This window comes from Stenotrophomonas sp. YJH_SMC_122 (assembly GCF_059369535.1).
Genome location: NZ_JCAFST010000003.1, coordinates 232,351 through 251,063 on the forward strand (window position 1 = coordinate 232,351; position 18,713 = coordinate 251,063).

At 67.8% G+C, this 18,713-nt stretch carries 16 protein-coding genes; 12 read left to right on the forward strand and 4 right to left on the reverse strand.

Features of this window, described 5'->3' with window-relative positions:
• Positions 1 to 24 precede the first annotated feature (24 nt).
• The 3 genes from AC5P66_RS06410 to AC5P66_RS06420 are packed head-to-tail and all read left to right on the forward strand — an operon-like array spanning position 25 to position 8,535.
• Complete coding sequence (locus tag AC5P66_RS06410; protein ID WP_263467909.1) at positions 25 to 6,750, forward strand: Hpt domain-containing protein; 6,726 nt, start codon at positions 25 to 27, stop codon at positions 6,748 to 6,750.
• A complete protein-coding gene (locus AC5P66_RS06415) occupies positions 6,737 to 8,074 on the forward strand; it encodes a chemotaxis protein CheB (RefSeq protein WP_099495360.1) in 1,338 nt (445 codons plus the stop codon). Before AC5P66_RS06410 ends, AC5P66_RS06415 begins: the two co-directional genes overlap by 14 nt.
• Positions 8,071 to 8,535, forward strand: coding sequence for a chemotaxis protein CheW (locus AC5P66_RS06420; protein WP_005418442.1), 465 nt, complete (start codon positions 8,071 to 8,073; stop codon positions 8,533 to 8,535). Before AC5P66_RS06415 ends, AC5P66_RS06420 begins: the two co-directional genes overlap by 4 nt.
• A 101-nt stretch (positions 8,536 to 8,636) precedes the next feature.
• Here the strand turns inward: AC5P66_RS06420 and AC5P66_RS06425 are convergent, their stop codons facing one another.
• The gene (locus tag AC5P66_RS06425) at positions 8,637 to 9,374 is read right to left on the reverse strand and encodes a 16S rRNA (uracil(1498)-N(3))-methyltransferase (RefSeq protein WP_099495361.1); all 738 of its coding nucleotides are present in this window, start codon (positions 9,372 to 9,374) and stop codon (positions 8,637 to 8,639) included.
• Complete coding sequence (gene bioA / locus AC5P66_RS06430) at positions 9,365 to 10,756, reverse strand: adenosylmethionine--8-amino-7-oxononanoate transaminase (RefSeq protein ID WP_220075464.1); 1,392 nt, start codon at positions 10,754 to 10,756, stop codon at positions 9,365 to 9,367. The genes AC5P66_RS06425 and bioA overlap by 10 nt, the downstream gene beginning before the upstream one ends.
• Before the next feature lie 77 nt (positions 10,757 to 10,833).
• Between bioA and nudE the strand changes: the two genes are divergently transcribed.
• From nudE to gcvH, 7 genes are all read left to right on the forward strand, one after another.
• Positions 10,834 to 11,397, forward strand: coding sequence for an ADP compounds hydrolase NudE (gene nudE / locus AC5P66_RS06435; protein WP_005418435.1), 564 nt, complete (start codon positions 10,834 to 10,836; stop codon positions 11,395 to 11,397).
• A complete protein-coding gene (gene cysQ, locus AC5P66_RS06440; protein ID WP_049415579.1) occupies positions 11,394 to 12,197 on the forward strand; it encodes a 3'(2'),5'-bisphosphate nucleotidase CysQ in 804 nt (267 codons plus the stop codon). Before nudE ends, cysQ begins: the two co-directional genes overlap by 4 nt.
• Before the next feature lie 13 nt (positions 12,198 to 12,210).
• Positions 12,211 to 13,050: a nucleoside triphosphate pyrophosphohydrolase gene (gene mazG / locus AC5P66_RS06445; RefSeq protein WP_099495363.1), complete on the forward strand. Its 840-nt coding sequence runs from the start codon at positions 12,211 to 12,213 to the stop codon at positions 13,048 to 13,050.
• Complete coding sequence (locus AC5P66_RS06450; RefSeq protein WP_099495364.1) at positions 13,047 to 13,376, forward strand: YnfA family protein; 330 nt, start codon at positions 13,047 to 13,049, stop codon at positions 13,374 to 13,376. The genes mazG and AC5P66_RS06450 overlap by 4 nt, the downstream gene beginning before the upstream one ends.
• 75 nt (positions 13,377 to 13,451) lie before the next feature.
• Positions 13,452 to 13,754, forward strand: coding sequence for an Mpo1-like protein (locus tag AC5P66_RS06455; protein ID WP_049415586.1), 303 nt, complete (start codon positions 13,452 to 13,454; stop codon positions 13,752 to 13,754).
• A 159-nt stretch (positions 13,755 to 13,913) separates the two neighbouring features.
• Positions 13,914 to 15,026 carry a glycine cleavage system aminomethyltransferase GcvT gene (gene gcvT / locus AC5P66_RS06460; protein ID WP_049415587.1) on the forward strand — a complete coding sequence of 371 codons (1,113 nt, stop codon included), beginning with the start codon at positions 13,914 to 13,916 and terminating at the stop codon, positions 15,024 to 15,026.
• Positions 15,027 to 15,120: 94 nt separating this feature from the next.
• Complete coding sequence (gene gcvH, locus AC5P66_RS06465) at positions 15,121 to 15,516, forward strand: glycine cleavage system protein GcvH (protein ID WP_005418426.1); 396 nt, start codon at positions 15,121 to 15,123, stop codon at positions 15,514 to 15,516.
• Between the two features lie 292 nt (positions 15,517 to 15,808).
• Here gcvH and AC5P66_RS06470 read toward each other — a convergent pair whose 3' ends face one another.
• Entirely contained in the window at positions 15,809 to 16,180 is a 372-nt protein-coding gene (locus AC5P66_RS06470) for a hypothetical protein (protein WP_134709580.1), read from the reverse strand.
• Between the two features lie 111 nt (positions 16,181 to 16,291).
• Here AC5P66_RS06470 and AC5P66_RS06475 point away from each other — a divergent pair, with 111 nt between their 5' ends.
• The gene (locus AC5P66_RS06475; RefSeq protein ID WP_049415591.1) at positions 16,292 to 16,798 is read left to right on the forward strand and encodes a hypothetical protein; all 507 of its coding nucleotides are present in this window, start codon (positions 16,292 to 16,294) and stop codon (positions 16,796 to 16,798) included.
• Positions 16,799 to 16,862: 64 nt separating this feature from the next.
• Here AC5P66_RS06475 and AC5P66_RS06480 read toward each other — a convergent pair whose 3' ends face one another.
• Complete coding sequence (locus AC5P66_RS06480) at positions 16,863 to 17,777, reverse strand: LysR family transcriptional regulator (RefSeq protein ID WP_099495365.1); 915 nt, start codon at positions 17,775 to 17,777, stop codon at positions 16,863 to 16,865.
• A gap of 114 nt (positions 17,778 to 17,891) precedes the next feature.
• Here AC5P66_RS06480 and AC5P66_RS06485 point away from each other — a divergent pair, with 114 nt between their 5' ends.
• Positions 17,892 to 18,650, forward strand: coding sequence for an SDR family NAD(P)-dependent oxidoreductase (locus tag AC5P66_RS06485; RefSeq protein WP_049415599.1), 759 nt, complete (start codon positions 17,892 to 17,894; stop codon positions 18,648 to 18,650).
• The last annotated feature ends 63 nt before the right edge of the window (positions 18,651 to 18,713 follow it).

Genomic DNA, 18,713 nt, shown 5'->3' on the forward strand with positions numbered 1-18,713 from the left:
CGCGGCGGCGAACGGAGCGCGTCCATGAGCAGTCTGCGCGATGCGATGAGCCACGCAGCGCTGGGCTGGGTCAAGCCCGAGCTGGACGAGACCCTGCGCCAGGTGCGCAACGAAGTCGAGTACTACGCGGAAGACCCGACCGACGCCAGCCGCATGCGCATCTGCGCCGGCTACCTGCACCAGGTGCAGGGCACCCTGCGCATGGTCGAGCTGTATGCCCCGGCGATGGTGGCCGAAGAACTGGAGCAGCTGGCCAATGCCATCGGCGCCGGCCGCGTGGCCGACCGCGATGAAGCCTGCGCGACCCTGATGCGTGGCAGCGTGCTGCTGCCCGACTACCTGGAACGCCTGCAGAACGGCCATCGCGACATTCCGATCGTGCTGATGCCGCTGCTCAACGAGATCCGTGCGTCGCGCGGCGAAGAAGGCGTCACTGACAGTGTGCTGCTGGCCTTTGCGCCGGACAGCGTCACCGCCACCGAGGCCGAGCTGGACCATGCCCGTGGCAGCCTGAGCGGGCGCAATCGCGAACTGCTCGACACGGTCGGCAGCGCGGTGAAGGAAGAGCTGCTGCGCATCAAGGATGCGCTGGACCTGCACCTGCGTACCGGCGGTGCGCCGGAACAGCTGCAGACCCAGGCCAACGAGCTTGGCGCCGTGGCCGATACGCTGGGCATGATGGGCCTGGGCGTGGCCCGCGGCGTGGTCGTGCAGCAGCGCGATGCGCTGCGCGGCGTGGTCGAAGGTCGCCAGCAGATCGACGAGAACCTGCTGCTGGATATTGCCGGTGCATTGTTGTACGTCGATGCCTCGCTGGACGACCAGGTTGCCCATCTGGGCGCCGGCGGCAGTGGCGAGGACGACCCGAGCGCGGTCGAGAACCGGCGCACGGTGGAGGTGCTGGCGCACGAAGCCATCGCCAACTTCGCCGCTGCCCGCGAGCATTTCGTCGCCTTCATCGAAACCAGCTGGAACCATGCCGAGCTGCAGGATGTGCCACGCCTGCTGGGCGATGTGTCCGGCGCGCTGCGCATGCTCGACCTGGGTACCGCCGCCGATTACCTGCGTGGCGTGCAGCAGTACATCGAGGCCGAACTGATCGGCCGCCAGCGCGTGCCCAGCGGCCGCCAGCTGGACACCCTGGCCGATGCCATGGCCAGCCTGGAGTACTACCTGGAAGCGCTGCGCGACCGCCGCCCGGGCCGCGAGGACATCCTCGAAATCACCCGCAGCAGCCTCGAGGCTCTGCGCTACTGGCCGCTGCCGGAGCACAATGCCGTCGCGCCGGAAGCGCCGGCACTGCTGCCGGTCGAACGTGAGCCGGTTGCGTTGCAGGCTGAGCCGCTGCAGCCGGAGCGCATCGAGGTTCCAGTGCAGCCTGCGGCGCCCACTGCCGGCGACGTGCCGGTGCCACTGCCGGACTTCACCTTCGATCCGCCGCCGGCCTCGCCGGCGCCGATGGTGTCCGACAACCGCCTGATGTTCGGCGCACTGGGCACCGTGGCAGCCGTGGCCGCCAGCACGGCTGATACCGATGCTTCGCCGTTGCCGACGCACGACGATGCGGAGGCATCGCTGGTCTTCGCGGCGTCCAGCGCACCTGCCCCGGATGTCCCACAGTGGGAGCTGGCGCCGTTCCATCCGGAGGCCGACGCCATCGCGCCTGCCGATGACGAGCGCAGCCCGACCTTCGCCAGTTTCGATCCGGTCAGCTTCGAACTGGCCGACGGTGATCACTCCGGTGCACCGCAGTGGTCGCTGTCCGAGGCGCCGCAGATGCTTGAGGAGACCGCAGCGCCGTCGATCAGTGAGACGACGGACGCGGTGGCTTCATCCGGGACCGCTTTCGATGCTGCACCGGTGTTCGACCCGGTGGCAGCCGAACAGGATGCGGCTGCCGTCGCCGACGACGTGGTGTTCCGCTTCGATGCCGACGCGCTGGACAACGCTGACGACGTGCTGTCGCTGCATGCAATGGAAACGCTGTCGCTGGATGATGATGCCCGCTTGCAGCCGTCGCTGGAGATCGTCGATGCCGTGGCGCCGCCGCTGGCCGATGCATCGCCCGGCGCGCTGGTCGAGGTGGATCAGGCGCCGGATGAGCTGCCGGTACCGTCGATCACGTCGCCGTCGATCGAAGCGCTCATCCCGGCAGCGGAAACCTCCGCTCCGGCCGTGTCGGTGATCGATATCGACACCATCGCGCCGATCGATTTCAGCGAAGCCGATGCCCAGTTCTTCGCCGAGCTGAGTGCGGCCGCTGCCGGCTTCAATCCACAGGCGATGGCCGCTGCGGCAGCGCCGGAGGCAGTGGATTCGGCCGTTGCCGGGACCGACGCCGACACCAATGCGGGCTTCGACGCCGGCTTTGACGACGATGCCGAGAACATCGACGAGGACATCCGCGAGGTGTTCCTGGAAGAGTTCGATGATGAGCTGGCCAATCTCGGCACGCTACTGCCGGCATGGCGGATGCAGCCGGACAACATGGACCGGCTGCGCCCGATCCGCCGCATCTTCCATACCCTCAAGGGTAGCGGCCGCCTGGTCGGCGCACGCACCTTGGGTGAGTTCGCGTGGAAGATCGAAGGCATGCTCAACCGCGTGCTGGATGGCAGCCGCGCCGCGTCCCCCGCCGTGCTGGCGATGGTCGACAACGCGCATGCGGCGCTGCCCCAGCTGAACGCGGCGCTGCGCCATGGCCAGCGCATCAGCGTCGACCTGCAGGCCATGCAGGCCATCGCCGATCGTGTCGGTGCAGGCGAGGAAACCTACTACGTACCCCTGCCTGGTGCCACTGCACCGGTTGCACCGGTGGCCGAAGCCGAAGGCGAAGACGAGATCAGCCGCATTCTCGACGCGGAGATGGTCGCTTCGGCGCTGGCCGATACCGCCGAGGAGGCCGAAGCCACCGGCACGCCGGCCAACATCGACAGCGTGCTGCGCGAGATTCTCGAGGCCGAGGTGGAAGTCCACCAGGCCACCCTGCAGGACTGGCTGCGTTCGGCGCAGCAGGCACCGCAGCCGGTCAGCGACGCCCTCCTGCGCGCAGTGCACACCATGAACGGCGCCTTCGCGATGACCGAAGTGCCCGAGATCACGGCTGTAACCGGCGGTGCCGAGTCCTACATCAAGCGTGCACTGGCCGCCGAGGTGGTGCCGGGTGATGAAGGCGTGGCCGCGCTGGATGCGACCGCGCAGGCGATCACCGCCACCATGGAAGCGCTGCAGGCCGAACAGCCGCGCATCGCACCGCTACAGGTACTGGCACAGCGCCTGCAGGCGCTGGCCAGCGAGTTGCCGGAAGCGCGCTGGCCGATGGTGGGCCTGGAGGACGACGAAGCCGAGCTGGCGCTGGATGACGAACCGGCGGCGGAACGGGATGCGGACGCCTTCGCAGCCGTCGCGCCTGAAACCGATGCGGTACCGCCTTCGTTCGTCGTGCCGGAGCAGGAACCACAGGCAGTTGTCGATGCCGCCGAAGCCCCGGTCGAGGATGCGGCGATCGAGGGCGAGGGCGGGCTGGAGGTCGGTGAGCTGACCGCCAGCGACGATCTTTCGCGCTACTTCGATGCCGGATGGCCGTCGGTACCGGGTGAGGGAGCGGCGTCGCTACCGGTGGTCGAATCGATCCGGGTGGCCGACGATGCTCCGGGCGTTGAGGTAGACGGTGTCGAGGCGGAGGCCGAAAGCGCGCCGCTGTTGTCCGACGATGCCGGTTTGACCGTCGTGGACGATCTGTCGCCGTACCTGGATGCCAGTGCGCTGCCGGTCGACGACCGCGATGCCGAAGAGATTCCTGATGCTGTCGAAACCGTCGCATCTGACCTGAATGCGTCCTCGTTCGATCACGTGCACGTCGCAGACGCTGAGGCATTCGAGACGCCTGCTGCACTGCCACTCGACAGCGAGCTGTCGAGCCTGCAGGATGAAATGGCTGCGCCGGGGTTTGCAGAACCGGTCTCGCTGGACGCCGCGCTCGAGGCCGGCCTGCACGTGATCGACGAAGAGCAGCCCCTGGCCGACGACGGGCAATGGTCCGTGCTCGGCCTGCAGGCCAGCGAACTCGCGCCGGGCGAGGCGGAAGCCTTTGCCGAGGATGCGGACGTCGGCGGGGAGGCGGCGATCGGTGAAGGAGAGAGCGCCGATCAGCCGTCCCCGGCGACGGTGAATGAGGTGATCGCGGAGGCCGCGGCGCCGGCCACCGCCGGGCCGGTGCGGTTCTTCGAACTGGAAGACGCGCCGGGCCAGGTGCAAGTCCACGCCGAAGGTGCCGATACCGATACCGTGTCGGATGCCCCGGCCGTTGGCGCGCCTGGCGCCGACGTGGCTGATGTCGTGGCACCCGACGTCCTTGACATCCCGGCGCCGGAAGACAGCGCTGATACGCTCGACTTCAGCGTCTACGATCGCGAGCTGGTCGACATCTTCGTCGAGGAAGGCAAGGACCTGCTCGACCACTGCGATGGCCTGATCAGCGAGCTGCGCGATGCGCCGCAGGACCGCGAGGTGCTGGCCGGCCTGCAGCGTGACCTGCATACCCTGAAGGGTGGCGCACGCATGGCCGGCATCAACGCCATCGGCGATCTTGGCCACAGCATCGAATCGTTGCTGGAAGCCGTCGCCGCTGGTCGCACCGAGATCGAACGCCGCGATGTGCAGTTGCTGGAGCGCGGATTCGATCGCCTGCACCAGCTGCTCACCCGCACCGGCAACCACCGCGTGGTGGAACCGGCGCAGGACCTGGTCGACGCGTTCGAAGTGCGTACCACCACCGATATCGCTGCGGCGGCTGCTGCAGCCGCAGCCAACGTGGCGAGCGTCGCAGAAGCCACTTCGGCACCGGTTGCCAGCCCGGCACCGCCGCTGCTTGATGCGCCGTTGTCGGCACCGCTGCCGGCCGAAGGCGTGGTCGATGAAGATCCGCTGGCACGCCCGCAGCAGGAACAGGTGCGCGTGCGCGCGGATCTGCTCGACCGCCTGGTCAACCATGCCGGTGAGGTGGCGATCTACCGCTCGCGCCTGGAGCAGCAGCTCGGTGCCTTCCGAGGCGCGATGGGCGAACTGGAGCGCACCAACGCGCGTCTGCGCGACCAGCTGCGCCGGCTCGACCTGGAAACCGAAGCGCAGATCGTCGCCCGCTACCAGCGTGAGCAGGACCAGGCCGATCAGAAGTTCGATCCGCTGGAACTGGACCGCTTCTCCACGCTGCAACAGCTCAGCCGTGCGCTGAACGAATCGGCGGCCGATCTCGGGGGCCTGCAGGGCGTGCTCGACGATCTGTCACGCCAGTACGATTCGCTGCTGCAACAGCAGTCGCGCGTCAGCTCCGAGCTGCAGGACGGCCTGATGCGCGCGCGCATGGTGCCGTTCGATGGCCTGGTGCCGCGCCTGCGCCGCGTGGTCCGCCAGTCCGGCATGGATACCGGCAAGCAGGTGCACCTGACCCTGGAGGGCACCCACGGCGAACTGGACCGCAATGTCCTCGATCGCATGGTCGCGCCGCTCGAACACATGCTGCGCAACTCCGTGGCCCACGGCCTGGAAGCGCCGGAACAGCGTCGCGCCGCCGGCAAGCCGGAAGAGGGCGAAGTCGCCATCCGCCTGCACCGTGAAGGCTCGGAAATCGTGCTGGAAGTGGCCGATGACGGTGCCGGCCTCGATCGCGAAGCGATCCGCCGCCGCGCCATCGACCGTGGCCTGTTGGCCGCCGATGCGCAGCCCAGCGAGCAGGAACTGGACAACCTGATCTTCGCCTCCGGTTTCTCCACCGCCGACCAGGTCAGCCAGCTGGCCGGTCGTGGCGTGGGCATGGACGTCGTGCGCAACGAAGTGCGCCAGCTGGGCGGCTCGGTCGACATCCAGTCGGTGCGCGGCCAAGGCGTGCGCTTCACCCTGCGCCTGCCGCAGACGCTGGCCGTCACCCAAGCGGTGTTCGTGCAGATCGGCGAGACCACCTTCGCCGTGCCGGTGGCCTCGGTCAGCGGTATCGGCCGCCTGTCGCGCGAACGTTTCGAGGCCGCCGACAGCAGCTACCGCTACAGCGGCGAAGACTATCCGTTGTATGACCTCGGCAGCCTGGTCGGGCAGGCTCCGGCGCGTGCCGATGGCCAGGACCAGGTGCCGCTGCTGCTGGTGCGTGCCGGTGACCTGCGTGCAGCCGTGGCGATCGACCAGGTGCTGGGCAACCGCGAAATCGTGGTCAAGCCGGTCGGCCTGCAGATCGCATCGGTACCGGGCATCTACGGTGCCACCATCACCGGCGATGGCCGCGTGGTGGTGATCCTGGACGTCGCGCCGCTGGTGCGCCGCTTCCTGGCCAATCCGACCGCACCGGTGCTGGCCAATGCGCCGCGCGACGAACGCCAGGTGCCGCTGGTGATGGTGGTCGATGACTCGCTGACCATGCGCAAGGTGACCGGCCGCATCCTCGAACGCCACAACTTCGAAGTCAGTGTCGCCCGCGATGGCGTGGAAGCACTGGAGCGGTTGGAAGAGCGCGTGCCGGACCTGATGTTGCTGGACATCGAGATGCCGCGCATGGACGGCTACGAGCTGGCCACCGTGATGCGTGCCGATCCTCGCTACAGGGATGTGCCGATCGTGATGATCACCTCGCGCAGCGGCGACAAGCACCGCCAGCGTGCCTTCGAGATCGGTGTCCAGCGTTATCTGGGCAAGCCGTACCAGGAACTGGACCTGATGCGTAACGTGTACGACCTGCTGGGGATCGCCCGTGTCCGTGAGTGAAACCCATCCGGCCCCGGCCGTCGCCCTGCTGGCCCGCCCCGGTGCGGCGCGTGAACGCCTGCGCGAGGCGCTGGCGCATGCCGATGTACAACTGGTCCTGGAAGATGATCCGAACGGCCTGGAGCCGCAGGCCCTGCAGGCCGCGGATCCGCAGTTCGTGGTGATCGCGCTGGAAGCGGCCATCGAGGACGCACTGGAACGGTTGGAAGCCGTGCTCTCGGCACCGGGGCTGACCCTGGTGTTCGATGAGGCTGAGCTGGCCGCCCGCCGCGACGGCTGGGAGGCGCAACGTTGGGGGCGCCACCTGGCCGCCAAGCTGCACGGCCACCAGCAGGTGTTGCCGCCGGGCGCCGAAGAAGAGCCCAGCCTGCAGTTGGAGCCTGGCCATCCGGCGCCCGCGCCGGCGCCGCAGGAAGAAGCCCTGCGGCCGCATCTGGAACAGGCGCTGAGCTGGGCCGATGACGTTCCGGCCGACGGCCTGTATTCGCCACCGGCAGACCTGCACGAACCGATCGCGCTGGAGCAGGCCCTGGCGGCGCTGCAGCCGGTCGTGCCCGAGCCTCTCGATCCGCCTTCGGCGCCGCAGGCACTGGCCGAACCGGCGGCGCCCGGGACACCGCCGGTCTCCTTCGATCACACCGCCTGGTCGCTGGTCGAAGAATCGATCGAAGCACCAGTATCGGCAGAAGCCGTGGCGTCGGTCGTCGCGCCGCAGCCCTCGTTCGATACCGATCATTTGAGCCTGGTCGATCTGGATGCCGCCGCCCCGGCCGGTGCGCGTGCCGCATCGCTGCTGGTGCTGGCCGGCATCGGTGGCCCGGATGCGTTGCGTCGCCTGCTCGGCGCACTGCCCGCGTCGTTGAGCGTGCCGGTCCTGGTGCACATGCGTCTGGATGGTGGCCGCTACGGCAACCTGGTCAAGCAGATGTCCCGTGTTTCGCCGTTGCCGGTGCAGCTGGCCGAGGCCGGCCAGCACGCGGTGCCGGGCGAGGTGCACGTGCTGGCCGATGATATCGGCGTGCGCGCGGCCAGCGATGGCCTGCATTTCCAGAGCGATGCCAATGGTATTTCGCTCGCTTCGCTGCCGGCCGAACACACCGCGCTGGTGCTGCTCAGCGGTGCCGACCTGGCCCACGTAGGCCCGGCGCTGGACCTGGCGGCCGCCGGTGCGTGGGTGGCCGGGCAGGTGGGCGAGGGCTGCTATGACCCGGCGGCGGCCACCGCCGTGGTGGCTGCCGGCATGGTGGCCGGTGAACCGCAGGAACTGGCGCAGGCAATTGCCGCGCGCTGGGGTGAGCAGGACGACAACGGAGAGGCACCATGAGCTACGCCAGCAATGACGAAATCCGCGGCGTCCTGATCCAGGCCGGCAACGAGCGCGTACTGCTGCCCAATGCCACCGTGGCCGAAATGATGTCGCGCGTGCCGGTGCAGCCGGTCTCCGATGCGCCGCGCTGGCTGGTTGGCGAGATCGGCTGGCACGGCTGGCAGGTGCCGCTGGTGTCGTTCGCACGCCTTTCGGGGCTGGGCGAAGAGACGGTGGCCGGCCACAACAAGGTGGTGGTGCTGAAGTCCCTCAGCGGCAACGCGCAGCGCCCGTACTACGCGCTGCTGACGCAGAACTTCCCGCAGCTGATCTCGGTGCCACGCGATGGCCTGCTGGCCGACGCCTCCGAAGAAACCCTGCCGCAGACCGTGCACATGCGCGTGCTGCTGGGTGAGCAGAGTGCGCTGCTGCCGAACCTGGACGCGTTGGAAGCGGCGCTGGATTCGCTGGCGGCTTGATCGCGATTCCGCCGGTCGGATCCCGGTAGTGCCGGCCGCTGGCCGGCAACCCCATGATCCCGTGGATGCCGGCCAGCGGCCGGCACTACCACGAAGCAGCCTTACCCCAGGTCGCCCAACCGCGCCTGCAACGCCGCGACAGCGGCCAGCCCGGCCGTTTCCGTGCGCAGGATCCGCGGGCCCAGCTGCAGTCCCTGGAACCCTGCCGCTGCCAGCTGGTCGCGGTCGCGCGGCGACCAGCCCCCTTCCGGGCCGATTGCAATCACGATACCGCCAGCGGGAGCGGCTCCCAGCGTCGACAGGCGATGTGCTCCCTGCGGATCCAGGGTCAGCCGCAGCGAATCGGCTGGCAGCGCCGCCGCAGCCTGTGCCAGCGACAGCGGGGATCCTACCGGCGGAATGCGCGCGCGCCCGGACTGGCCGCAGGCCGAGGTCACCACGTTGTTCCAGTGCGCCACGCGCTTCTCGGCCCGTGCTGGATCGAGTTTCACCTCGGTGCGCTCGGCGTTGACCGGAATGATCGCCGCCACGCCCAGTTCGGTGGCCTTCTGCAGGATCAGGTCCATCTTCTCGCCACGGGCGATGCCCTGCAGCAGGGTGATCGCCAGCGGTGATTCATTGTCAATGGCCTGCATGGCGTCGATGCGCACCTGCACCTCGCGCTTGCCGGCCACGGTCAGCGTCGCGCTGTAGTCATGGCCGTCGCCGTTGAACAGCACGCAGGTGTCTCCCTCGCGCAGGCGCATCACCCGCACCAGGTGGTTGGCCGTCTCTTCCGGCAGGGTCACGGTCTGGCCGCTGTGCAGCGCCAGGTCGATGGGGCAGCGGGTCACGCGCATGCAATCGCCTCGTCGATGGCCGCCAGCGTGGTGTGTGCCAGCAGCTCCAGTTGTTCGTCATCCACGCAGTAGGGTGGCATCCAGTACAGCACGTCGCCCAGCGGGCGCAGCACCACGCCGCGCTTGAGGGCGGCCTTGTAGGCGTGCAGGCCCAGCCGCAGGCCCGGGTCGAACGGCGTGCGCCTGTTGCCGTCGCGCGACAGCTCGAAGGCCACCACCATGCCGGCCTGGCGCACGTCGGCCACGTGTGGATGGTCGGCAAACGGTGCCGCCAGCGTGCCCATCACCGAGGCGATGCCCCGGTTGCGCGCAATCACATCGTCGTCGCGGAAGATGTCCAGCGTCGCCAGTGCCGCCGCGCAGGCCAGCGGATTGCCGGTGTAACTGTGCGAATGCAGGAAGGCGCGCTCGCGCGAGTCGTCGAGGAAGGCGTCATACAGCGCCTGCGTCGCCAGCACGGCGGCCAGTGGCAGGAAGCCGCCGGTCAGGCCTTTGGACAGGCACATCAGGTCCGGCATCACCCCTGCCTGCTCGCAGGCGAACAGGGTGCCGGTGCGGCCGAAGCCGGTGGCGATCTCGTCGGCGATCATGAACGCGCCATGGGCATCGCACAGTTCGCGCACGCGCTGCAGATAGACCGGGTCATGCATGCGCATGCCGCCGGCACACTGCAGGCGCGGTTCCAGGATCACCGCGCAGATCTCGCCCGGATGCTGGTCGAACAGCGTGGCCAGGCCGTCGGCAGCCTGCCGCGCGCGGTCGGCCGCGCTCTGGCCGGGTTCGGCCAGGTAGGCATCGGGCGACGGCGCGAACAGCCCTTCGGCCAGCAGCGGCGCATAGACGCGGCGATACAGCGGGATGTCACCCAGCGCCAACGCGCCCAGGGTCTCGCCGTGGTAGCCGTTTTCCAGTGCAATGAAACGCGTGCGCCGCGGCTCCCCACGGTTCTGGAAATACTGGAAGGCCATCTTCAGCGCCACTTCCACGCCGGCCGAGCCGTTGTCGGCGTAGAACACCTTGGCCAGCGGCTCGCGGCCGGGCTGGCGTGGTGCCAATGCCAGCAGGCGTTCGGCCAGCGTGATGGCCGGCTCATGGCTGAAGCCGGCCAGCATCACCTGTTCCAGCTGCGTGGCCTGGGTGGCAATGGCACCGCCGATGCGCGGTTCGGCATGACCGAACAGGTTGGTCCACCAGCTGCTGACGGCGTCCAGATAGCGGTGGCCGTCGTGGTCGATCAGCCACGCGCCTTCGCCACGGGCGATCGGCACCAGCGGCAGGGTGTCCGGATGCTCACGCATCTGCGTGCACGGGTGCCACAGCACCTGCAGGTCGCGCTGCCGCCAGTGGCGGGCCAGCGGGGAGGGGGTCGGGTCTGCTAGCATTTCGGGCTCATGAACATGTTGCTGCCTGCACATTCTATCGGCCCCGGCGCAGCCGCCGGTCGCCGCGGAGATTCCGCATGAACGATGACCGTGCCGGCCGTCGCTTGCCGATCATCCATCGGATCACCGATGAGGAGAACGGCCCCTTCCAGCGCCAGCATCTGGACCTGGAATTCTCCAACGGTGAACGTCGCCGTTTCGAGCGCCTGGTCAGCCGTGGTCACGGTGCAGTGGTGGTGGTGCCGATGCTCGACGATGAAACCGTGCTGCTGGTGCGTGAATACGCCGCCGGCATGCATCGTTACGAACTGGGGCTGGTGAAGGGCAGGATCGACGCCGGCGAGACCCCCGAGCAGGCGGCCGACCGCGAACTGAAGGAAGAGGCCGGTTATGGTGCGCGCCGGGTCGACGTGCTGCGCGCGATGACCCTGGCCCCGACCTACATGAGCCACCAGTCGTGGCTGGTGGTGGCGCGCGACCTGTACCCGGAAAAGCTGGCCGGCGACGAGCCGGAAGAACTGGAAGTGGTGCCGTGGAAGCTGGCCGAACTGGACCAGCTGATGTTGCGCGAGGACTTCTCCGAGGGACGCTCGCTGGCGGCGCTGTTCATTGCCCGCCAGTGGCTGCAGGGAACGCGATGATCAAGCTGACGACGGACCTGCGCGAGACCGCCATCGCCATCGCCCAGCAGGCCGGCCAAGCCATCATGCAGGTGTATGCCGATGGCTTCGAGGTCCAGATCAAGGACGACAACAGCCCGGTCACCGCGGCCGACCTGGCGGCCAACCAGGTCATTGAGCTGGGCCTGCGGCAGCTGACACCGGACCTGCCGATCCTGTCCGAGGAATCGGCGCAGGTGGGCTGGGAGCAGCGTCGCCATTGGGGCGCTTACTGGCTGGTGGATCCGCTCGACGGTACCCGCGAGTTCGTCAAGCGCAACGGCGAATTCAGCGTCAACATCGCCTTGATCTACCAGGGGGCGCCGGCATTCGGCGTGGTGCTGGCGCCGGTCACCGGCATTGTCTGGCATGCCATGCGCGGCGAACTGGCCTATCGGCGGCAGGGCCTGCATGACACCGTGCTGCGCACCCGCACGCCGGCCTCCGCCCCGTTGCGCGTCGCCGCCAGCCGCTCGCACCGTTCGCCGGAAACCGAGGCGCTGCTGGCGCGCATGGGCCGCATCGAGACCATCGCGCAGGGCTCGTCGCTGAAATTCTGCCGGATCGCCGAAGGCGGCCTGGATGTCTATCCGCGGCTGGGCCCGACCTCTGAATGGGATACGGCCGCCGGCCAGTGCGTGCTGCATGCCGCCGGCGGCGCGGTGCTGTCGGCGGCGACCGGCAAGCCGTTCCGCTACAACCGCCGCGAGACCCTGTTGAACGGCGATTTCATTGCCCTTGGTGATACCAGCCTGCCATGGCGCGACTGGTTGTCCGACTGATCCTGGAGGCCGCATGAGCGCGCACGACACCCCCGCCACCGGCAGCGCCGCAAGCAACGAACTGGAGCGCCTGCTGGCGATCATGGCGCGGCTGCGCGACCCGCAGGGCGGCTGCCCGTGGGATCTGGAGCAGAACTTCGCGACCATCGCCCCCTACACCATCGAAGAAGCCTATGAGGTCGCCGATGCGATCGACCGCGGCGACCTGGACGATCTCTGCGACGAGCTTGGCGACCTGCTGCTGCAGGTGGTGTTCCACGCGCGCATGGCCGAGGAGCAGGGGGCGTTTGCCTTCGCCGAGGTCGCCCGTGCGATCAGCGACAAGATGCAGCGCCGTCACCCGCACGTGTTCGCCGATGTCAGCGTGGACGATGCGGACGGGGTGACGCGCAACTGGGAGGCGATCAAGCGCACCGAGCGTGCCGCCAAGGGCGAGCAGGACACCTCCGCACTGGCCGGTATCTCGCGCGGCCTGCCGGAATGGCAGCGGGCGGTGAAGCTGCAGTCGCGCGCGGCCAAGGTCGGTTTCGACTGGCCGGGTCCGCTGCCGGTGCTGGACAAGGCAGCCGAGGAGCTGCAGGAGCTGCGCGAGGAGTTCGAACGCGGCGATGTCGCGGGCAACAAGGCGCGCCTGCAGGAAGAACTGGGCGACCTGCTGTTCGTCTGCGCGAACCTGGCGCGTCATGCCGATATCGATCTGGGCGCTGCACTGCGCGGTGCCAACCACAAGTTCGAGCGTCGCTTCCGCGCGATGGAAGCGCAGGCCGACGCACAGGGTGAGGCGTTGGCCGCATTGGACCTGGATGCGCAGGAAGCACTGTGGCAGCAGGCCAAGGCAGCAGAGAAGGCGTGAAAACGCTCGGCCTGTTCCTGCTGACCGCGCTGGCCGAGATCGTCGGCTGCTACCTGCCATGGTTGTGGCTGCGCAAGGGAGGCAGCGTCTGGCTGCTGCTGCCGACGGCGGCCAGTCTGGCCCTGTTCGCCTGGCTGCTGACCCTGCACCCGACGGCCAGCGGACGGGTCTATGCCGCCTACGGTGGCGTGTACATCGGCACCGCGCTGTTCTGGCTGTGGCTGGTCGAAGGCATTCGTCCCAGCCGCTGGGACCTGCTGGGCGCAGCGCTGTGCCTGGCCGGCATGGCGGTGATCATGTTCGGGCCGCGCACGCCTTCGGTGTAGGGCCGGGCATGGCTCGGCGCAACAAGGTCAGCGATGGCGCATGATGGGGGCGCCCCTGGCCCCCGGAGCACGCACATGTCCCGCTTCGCCAGCTTCCGCGAGTTCTATCCGTTCTATCTCAGCGAGCACCGCCACCCGGTATCGCGGCGGCTGCACTTCATCGGCAGTTGCGGGGTCCTGCTGCTGGTCGCCACTGCCTTGTTGCGCGGCCAGCCGCTGTTCCTGCTCGGCGCCCTGTTCTGCGGCTACGGGTTCGCCTGGGTCGGCCATTTTTTCTTCGAGAAGAACAGACCGGCGACGTTCCGCCATCCGCTGTACTCGTTCATGGGTGACTGGGTGATGTTCCTCGACATCCTGCGTGGGCGGGTGCGCCTGTAGCGGGCGGCCCCGGTGCTTTGCGGGCATTGCCTCGCCGGCAGAGGAAAGGGCCCGGCGGGCCGCGCTTCCGCTTCCACGAACCGCTGCGCTGCGGCACGCCTGCGGGCGGCCGATCTGGGATAATGGGGTTTCTTGTTTCCTCTGCTGCCGGACCCGGTCATGACCCAGAAGACGCTGCTCAACGATACCCACCGCGCCCTTGGCGCCAAGATGGTCGATTTCGGGGGTTGGGACATGCCCATCCACTACGGCTCGCAGCTGGACGAGCACCATCTGGTGCGCCGTGAGTCCGGCGTGTTCGACGTCAGCCACATGACGGTGGTCGACCTGCGTGGTGACCAGGTCAAGCCGTTCCTGCGCCGCCTGCTGGCCAACTCGGTCGACAAGCTGAAGGTGACCGGCAAGGCACTGTACTCGTGCATGCTGAATCCGCGCGGCGGCGTCATCGACGACCTGATCGTCTACTACCTGGGCGACGACTTCTTCCGCATGGTGGTCAACGCCTCTACCCGCGAGAAGGACCTGGCCTGGCTGCGCGAGCAGGCTGCGCCGTTCGGCGTCGCCGTCGAGCAGCGCCCGGACCTGGCCATCCTCGCCGTGCAGGGCCCGCAGGCGCGCGACATCGTGATCGGCCTGGCCCGCGAAGCCGACCGCGCAGCGTTGACCAAGCTGGGCCGCTTCGCCGCCCTGCAGGTGCAGTCCGATGACGGCGTCGAGCTGTTCGTCGCGCGCACCGGCTACACCGGTGAAGATGGTTTCGAGATCCTGCTTCCGCAGGACGCCGTGGTCGCCTTCTGGAACCGCCTGCTGGCGGCGGGCGTGAAGCCGGCCGGCCTTGGCGCGCGCGACACCCTGCGCCTGGAAGCGGGCATGAACCTGTACGGCCAGGACATGGACGAAGAGACCAGCCCGTACGAAGCGGCGCTGGCCTGGACCGTGTCGCTGGACGAAGGCCGCGACTTCATCGGCCGCGACGTGCTGGAGGCGCAGAAGAGCGCCGGCACCGCGCGCCAGATGATCGGCCTGGTGATGGACGAGAAGGGCGTGCTGCGCCACGGCCAGACGGTCACCACGGCCAGCGGCCAGGGCGAGATCCTGTCCGGCACCTTCTCGCCGACGCTGGCCAAGGGCATCGCCTTCGCCCGCGTGCCGGCCGGTGAACTCGGCGAGGTCACCGTCGACATCCGCGGCCGTCAGGTGCCGGTGCGGGTGGTCAAGTTCCCGTTCGTTCGGGAAGGCCAGGCGCAGCCCGGCGTGCTGGCCGACGCCTGATCCTTACGTGCCGGTCGTCACTGACAGCAGTGGCGGCCGGTTGGTTACACTAGCCCCGTTTTTTCCACCCCCTGCATATCTCTGGAGCAGTCCCATGAGCGAGATCCCCGGCGACCTCAAGTTCCTCAAGTCCCATGAGTGGGCCCGTGTCGAAGGCAATGGCCGCGTCACCGTCGGTATTTCCGACCACGCCCAGGGCCTGCTGGGTGACCTGGTCTACGTCGAACTGCCGGAAGTCGGCGCCGACGCCAAGGCCGGCGAGCAGATCGCCGTCGTCGAGTCGGTGAAGGCCGCCTCGGACGTCTACAGCCCGATCAGCGGCAAGGTCGTCGAGGTCAACTCGGCCCTGTCCGACAAGCCGGAAACCATCAACGAAGATGCCTACGGCGAAGGCTGGATGTTCGTGGTCGAACTGACCAACGCCGATGAGGTCAACGAGCTGCTGGACCCGGACGCGTACGCCGAAGCCCTGGAGAACGAAGACCACTGAGTCGTCGTTTCCGGATTCTGGAACGGCCACCTTCGGGTGGCCGTTCTTGTTTTGGCGACTGCACCGGACTCATGACGCGGGGTTCGCTGCGCACCCTCGGCGTGGCATCAGCCGACAGGCGAACGGTGCCGATGGGCGTGCGCAGTTTTGCGCAAATCCGCGTTTCAGCCCCGCGCCGACGCACTCGGATGTGAAAAGTTTTCGCCCCCTGTTGCGGCGCCGTTGTGCTGGCGTTGGTGGCGTTGCCGGTGACCATCGACGTCGCACGCGCGATGCCGTTGCGAGTCTGCGTCTATATGCGCGGAGTGCTTATTTCAAGTGTTTTTTGTTCAACGTATGCATCGATGCCGGTGCATGCAGCGCGCTTGCGCGACGTTTCAACCGCCATGGCGGGCCGCGTAGAGCAGTGGCGCCGACGGCGCTCGGAAAGGCGCGGATGTGAAAATTTTTCGCGGGGGTTGTTGACAGTAAAAAAAACCGTGATTAGGTTTCGCCTCAGCAGACCTTGCCTGCCCAACCGAGTGCGCAGAATCAATCGTCCGATGCGAAGCAGCCCCTTCAAGACCACCGCGACCCTGATGACGGTGGACACGGCCCCGCTTCCCCCGGAGAAATGCAAGGCACCTCCCGTTCCGATGTCCGCTCCGCCGATCGAGGCGGGCATCGCCGCATCCGTAACGGCGCGCCTGACGCGCCGGCGGTCCCCGCACGCAGCATCCGCGGGTTTGATCCAACTGGGCGTTTCAACTCCCTATCACTGACGAGGAGCCATCCCATGGCAACCAAGAAAGCTGCGAAGAAGAAGCCCGCCGCCAAGAAAGCGGTGAAGAAGGTCGCGAAGAAGGCCGCTGCCAAGAAGGCAGTGAAGAAGGTCGCGAAGAAGGCGACTGCCAAGAAGGCAGTGAAGAAGGCTGCGAAGAAGGTCGCCAAGAAGACCACTGCGAAGAAGGCAGTGAAGAAGGCGGCGAAGAAGGTCGCCAAGAAGTCCACTGCCAAGAAGGCCGTCAAGAAGACCGCGAAGAAGGCGGCCAAGAAGGCCACCAAGAAGACTGCCAAGAAGGCTGCGGCCCGCAAGCCGGCCAAGAAGGTCGCAAAGAAGGCGACTGCCAAGAAGGCCGTCAAGAAGACCGCCAAGAAGGCAGTAAAGAAGACCGCGAAGAAGGCCACCAAGAAGGCTGCCCCGAAGAAGGCAGCGAAGAAGGTTGCCAAGCGCAAGCCGGCCGCCCGCAAGAAGAAGGCCGCTCCGGTCGCTCTGCCGGCAACCCCGGCGCCGCTGATCTAAGTACTTCCCGATAGCCGCATCCTGAAACCCCCTTCCCTGGCTGCCCAGCGGGGAGGGGGTTTTTTTATGGGCCGCTTCGATCGCCTGGTGGGGTGACTACCGGCGGGAATCGTTCCACCAGGAAGTCGAGGAAGCTGCGCAGGCGGGTGGAGTGGTAACGGTCGTGCGCATAGACCACGTGCATCGGCCGACCGGCCTGGCCGTGCCCTGGGAGCAGCTGCACCAGACGCCCCGCCTCGACATCGGCGGCCAGCAGCAGCGTCGACTGCAGGACGATGCCCAGGCCATGCAGCGCCGCCGAACGCAGCGCTTCGCCATTGTTGATCTGCAGTCGGCCGTCGGGCACGTGGTCGAGCTCGCCAGCGTCGTCCTGCAGCCACTGTGCAAGCGCACTCGGTTCGAACGACAGGCATTGATGGCCGGCAAGTGCATGCACGCTGCGTGGCGTGCCATGCCTGGCCAGATACGCCGGCGAGGCGCACATCATCAGGCGATAAGGGGCCAGGGCTCGCGCCACCAGCACGCTGCTGTCGGCCAGCGTGCCGATCCGCAGTGCCGCCTCGAAGCCCTCTTCGGCAAGGTCGACCACGCGATCAGTCAGCGTCGCTTCGACCCGGACATCCGGATGGCGCGCCATGTACTCGGCCAGTGCCGGTACCAGTGCATGCGTACCAAAGATCACGGGTGCACTGATTCGCAGCGTGCCCGCCGGTGCCAGGTGCTGGTGCTGCGCCTGCGCATCGGTTTCGTCCACCAGGCGCAGGATCTCCCGGCAGCGCGTGTAGTAGTCCTGGCCGAACGGCGTCGTGTGCTGGCGCCGGGTGGTTCGGCTCAACAGCTGCATGCCCAGCCGTGCTTCCAATGCACGCAGATGCTTGCCGGCCATCGTCGCGGAGATGTCCATCGCCGCAGCTGCCGCACTGAGGCTGCCCTTGTCCACGATCAGCACGTAGACCTGCATGCTCTCCAGCAGGTTCATCTGACACCCCGGGTGTTGAATGCTGAAACCTGCGTGGAGTTTATCAATCAGGGGTGATCAAACAGCATGTCGTGCACGGACCGGATTCGCCGGCCACGCTGACAGGAGAACACCATGGACTTGAATCTTGCTGGCCGTACCGCGTTGGTGACGGGCGCGGCCAGTGGCATCGGTGCCGCCGTCGCCAGGCAGCTGGCGGCCCAGGGCGTGCGCGTTGCCATCACGTCACGGCAGCGGGCACCCCTGCAGGCGCTGGCGGCGCGGATCGAAGCCGAAGGCGGCGCGGCACCGGTCGTCGTGGCCGGCGATGTCACCGTGGCCGGTGACGTCCGGTACATCGCGCAGGCATCCCGGGAGGCATTGCAGCGCGTCGACATCCTGGTCAACGCCGCCGGGGGCTCCCGGCCGACCAGCGTCGACGCCGATGATGATGTCTGGGAGGAAGCGATCGCCCTGAACTTTTCCGCCGCGCGGCGGATGACCCAGGCGCTGTTGCCTGGCATGCAGGCGCAGGCATGGGGGCGGGTGATCAATTTCAGCGGCTCGATGGAACCGCGTGCGGTGAACGCGGCCACTGCGGCGAAGGCGGCGCTGCATCTGTGGAGCAAGGGGCTGTCGTCGGAGGTGGCCGGGCAGGGCATTACGGTGAATGCGATTGCACCGGGGCGCATCAACAGCGCGCAGATCCTGGAACGCCTGCATCCCACCGAGGAAAGCCGGCGTGCGTTCATCGCCGGCAACATCCCGATCGGACGCTTCGGTGAACCCGAGGAAGTGGCGCCACTGGTGGCGTTCCTGTCCTCGCCGCTGGCCGGCTACATCACAGGCGCGGTGATTCCGGTGGATGGCGGCATGCACTACTTCGCGCACTAGCGCCGCGGAACTGCTCTTTGCATCTGTAGAGTCGAGCCAACAAAAAGGGCGACCCGCAGGCCG

Coding starts and splice junctions, on each gene's coding strand:
- AC5P66_RS06425 (WP_099495361.1), bottom strand. CDS start 9,374: ATGCGCGTGACCCGCTGCCCCATCGACCTGGCGCTGCACAGCGGCCAG.
- AC5P66_RS06410 (WP_263467909.1), top strand. CDS start 25: ATGAGCAGTCTGCGCGATGCGATGAGCCACGCAGCGCTGGGCTGGGTC.
- AC5P66_RS06420 (WP_005418442.1), top strand. CDS start 8,071: ATGAGCTACGCCAGCAATGACGAAATCCGCGGCGTCCTGATCCAGGCC.
- AC5P66_RS06485 (WP_049415599.1), top strand. CDS start 17,892: ATGGACTTGAATCTTGCTGGCCGTACCGCGTTGGTGACGGGCGCGGCC.
- AC5P66_RS06480 (WP_099495365.1), bottom strand. CDS start 17,777: ATGAACCTGCTGGAGAGCATGCAGGTCTACGTGCTGATCGTGGACAAG.
- gcvH (WP_005418426.1), top strand. CDS start 15,121: ATGAGCGAGATCCCCGGCGACCTCAAGTTCCTCAAGTCCCATGAGTGG.
- bioA (WP_220075464.1), bottom strand. CDS start 10,756: ATGCTAGCAGACCCGACCCCCTCCCCGCTGGCCCGCCACTGGCGGCAG.
- AC5P66_RS06470 (WP_134709580.1), bottom strand. CDS start 16,180: ATGCCCGCCTCGATCGGCGGAGCGGACATCGGAACGGGAGGTGCCTTG.
- gcvT (WP_049415587.1), top strand. CDS start 13,914: ATGACCCAGAAGACGCTGCTCAACGATACCCACCGCGCCCTTGGCGCC.
- AC5P66_RS06475 (WP_049415591.1), top strand. CDS start 16,292: ATGGCAACCAAGAAAGCTGCGAAGAAGAAGCCCGCCGCCAAGAAAGCG.
- nudE (WP_005418435.1), top strand. CDS start 10,834: ATGAACGATGACCGTGCCGGCCGTCGCTTGCCGATCATCCATCGGATC.
- AC5P66_RS06455 (WP_049415586.1), top strand. CDS start 13,452: ATGTCCCGCTTCGCCAGCTTCCGCGAGTTCTATCCGTTCTATCTCAGC.
- cysQ (WP_049415579.1), top strand. CDS start 11,394: ATGATCAAGCTGACGACGGACCTGCGCGAGACCGCCATCGCCATCGCC.
- mazG (WP_099495363.1), top strand. CDS start 12,211: ATGAGCGCGCACGACACCCCCGCCACCGGCAGCGCCGCAAGCAACGAA.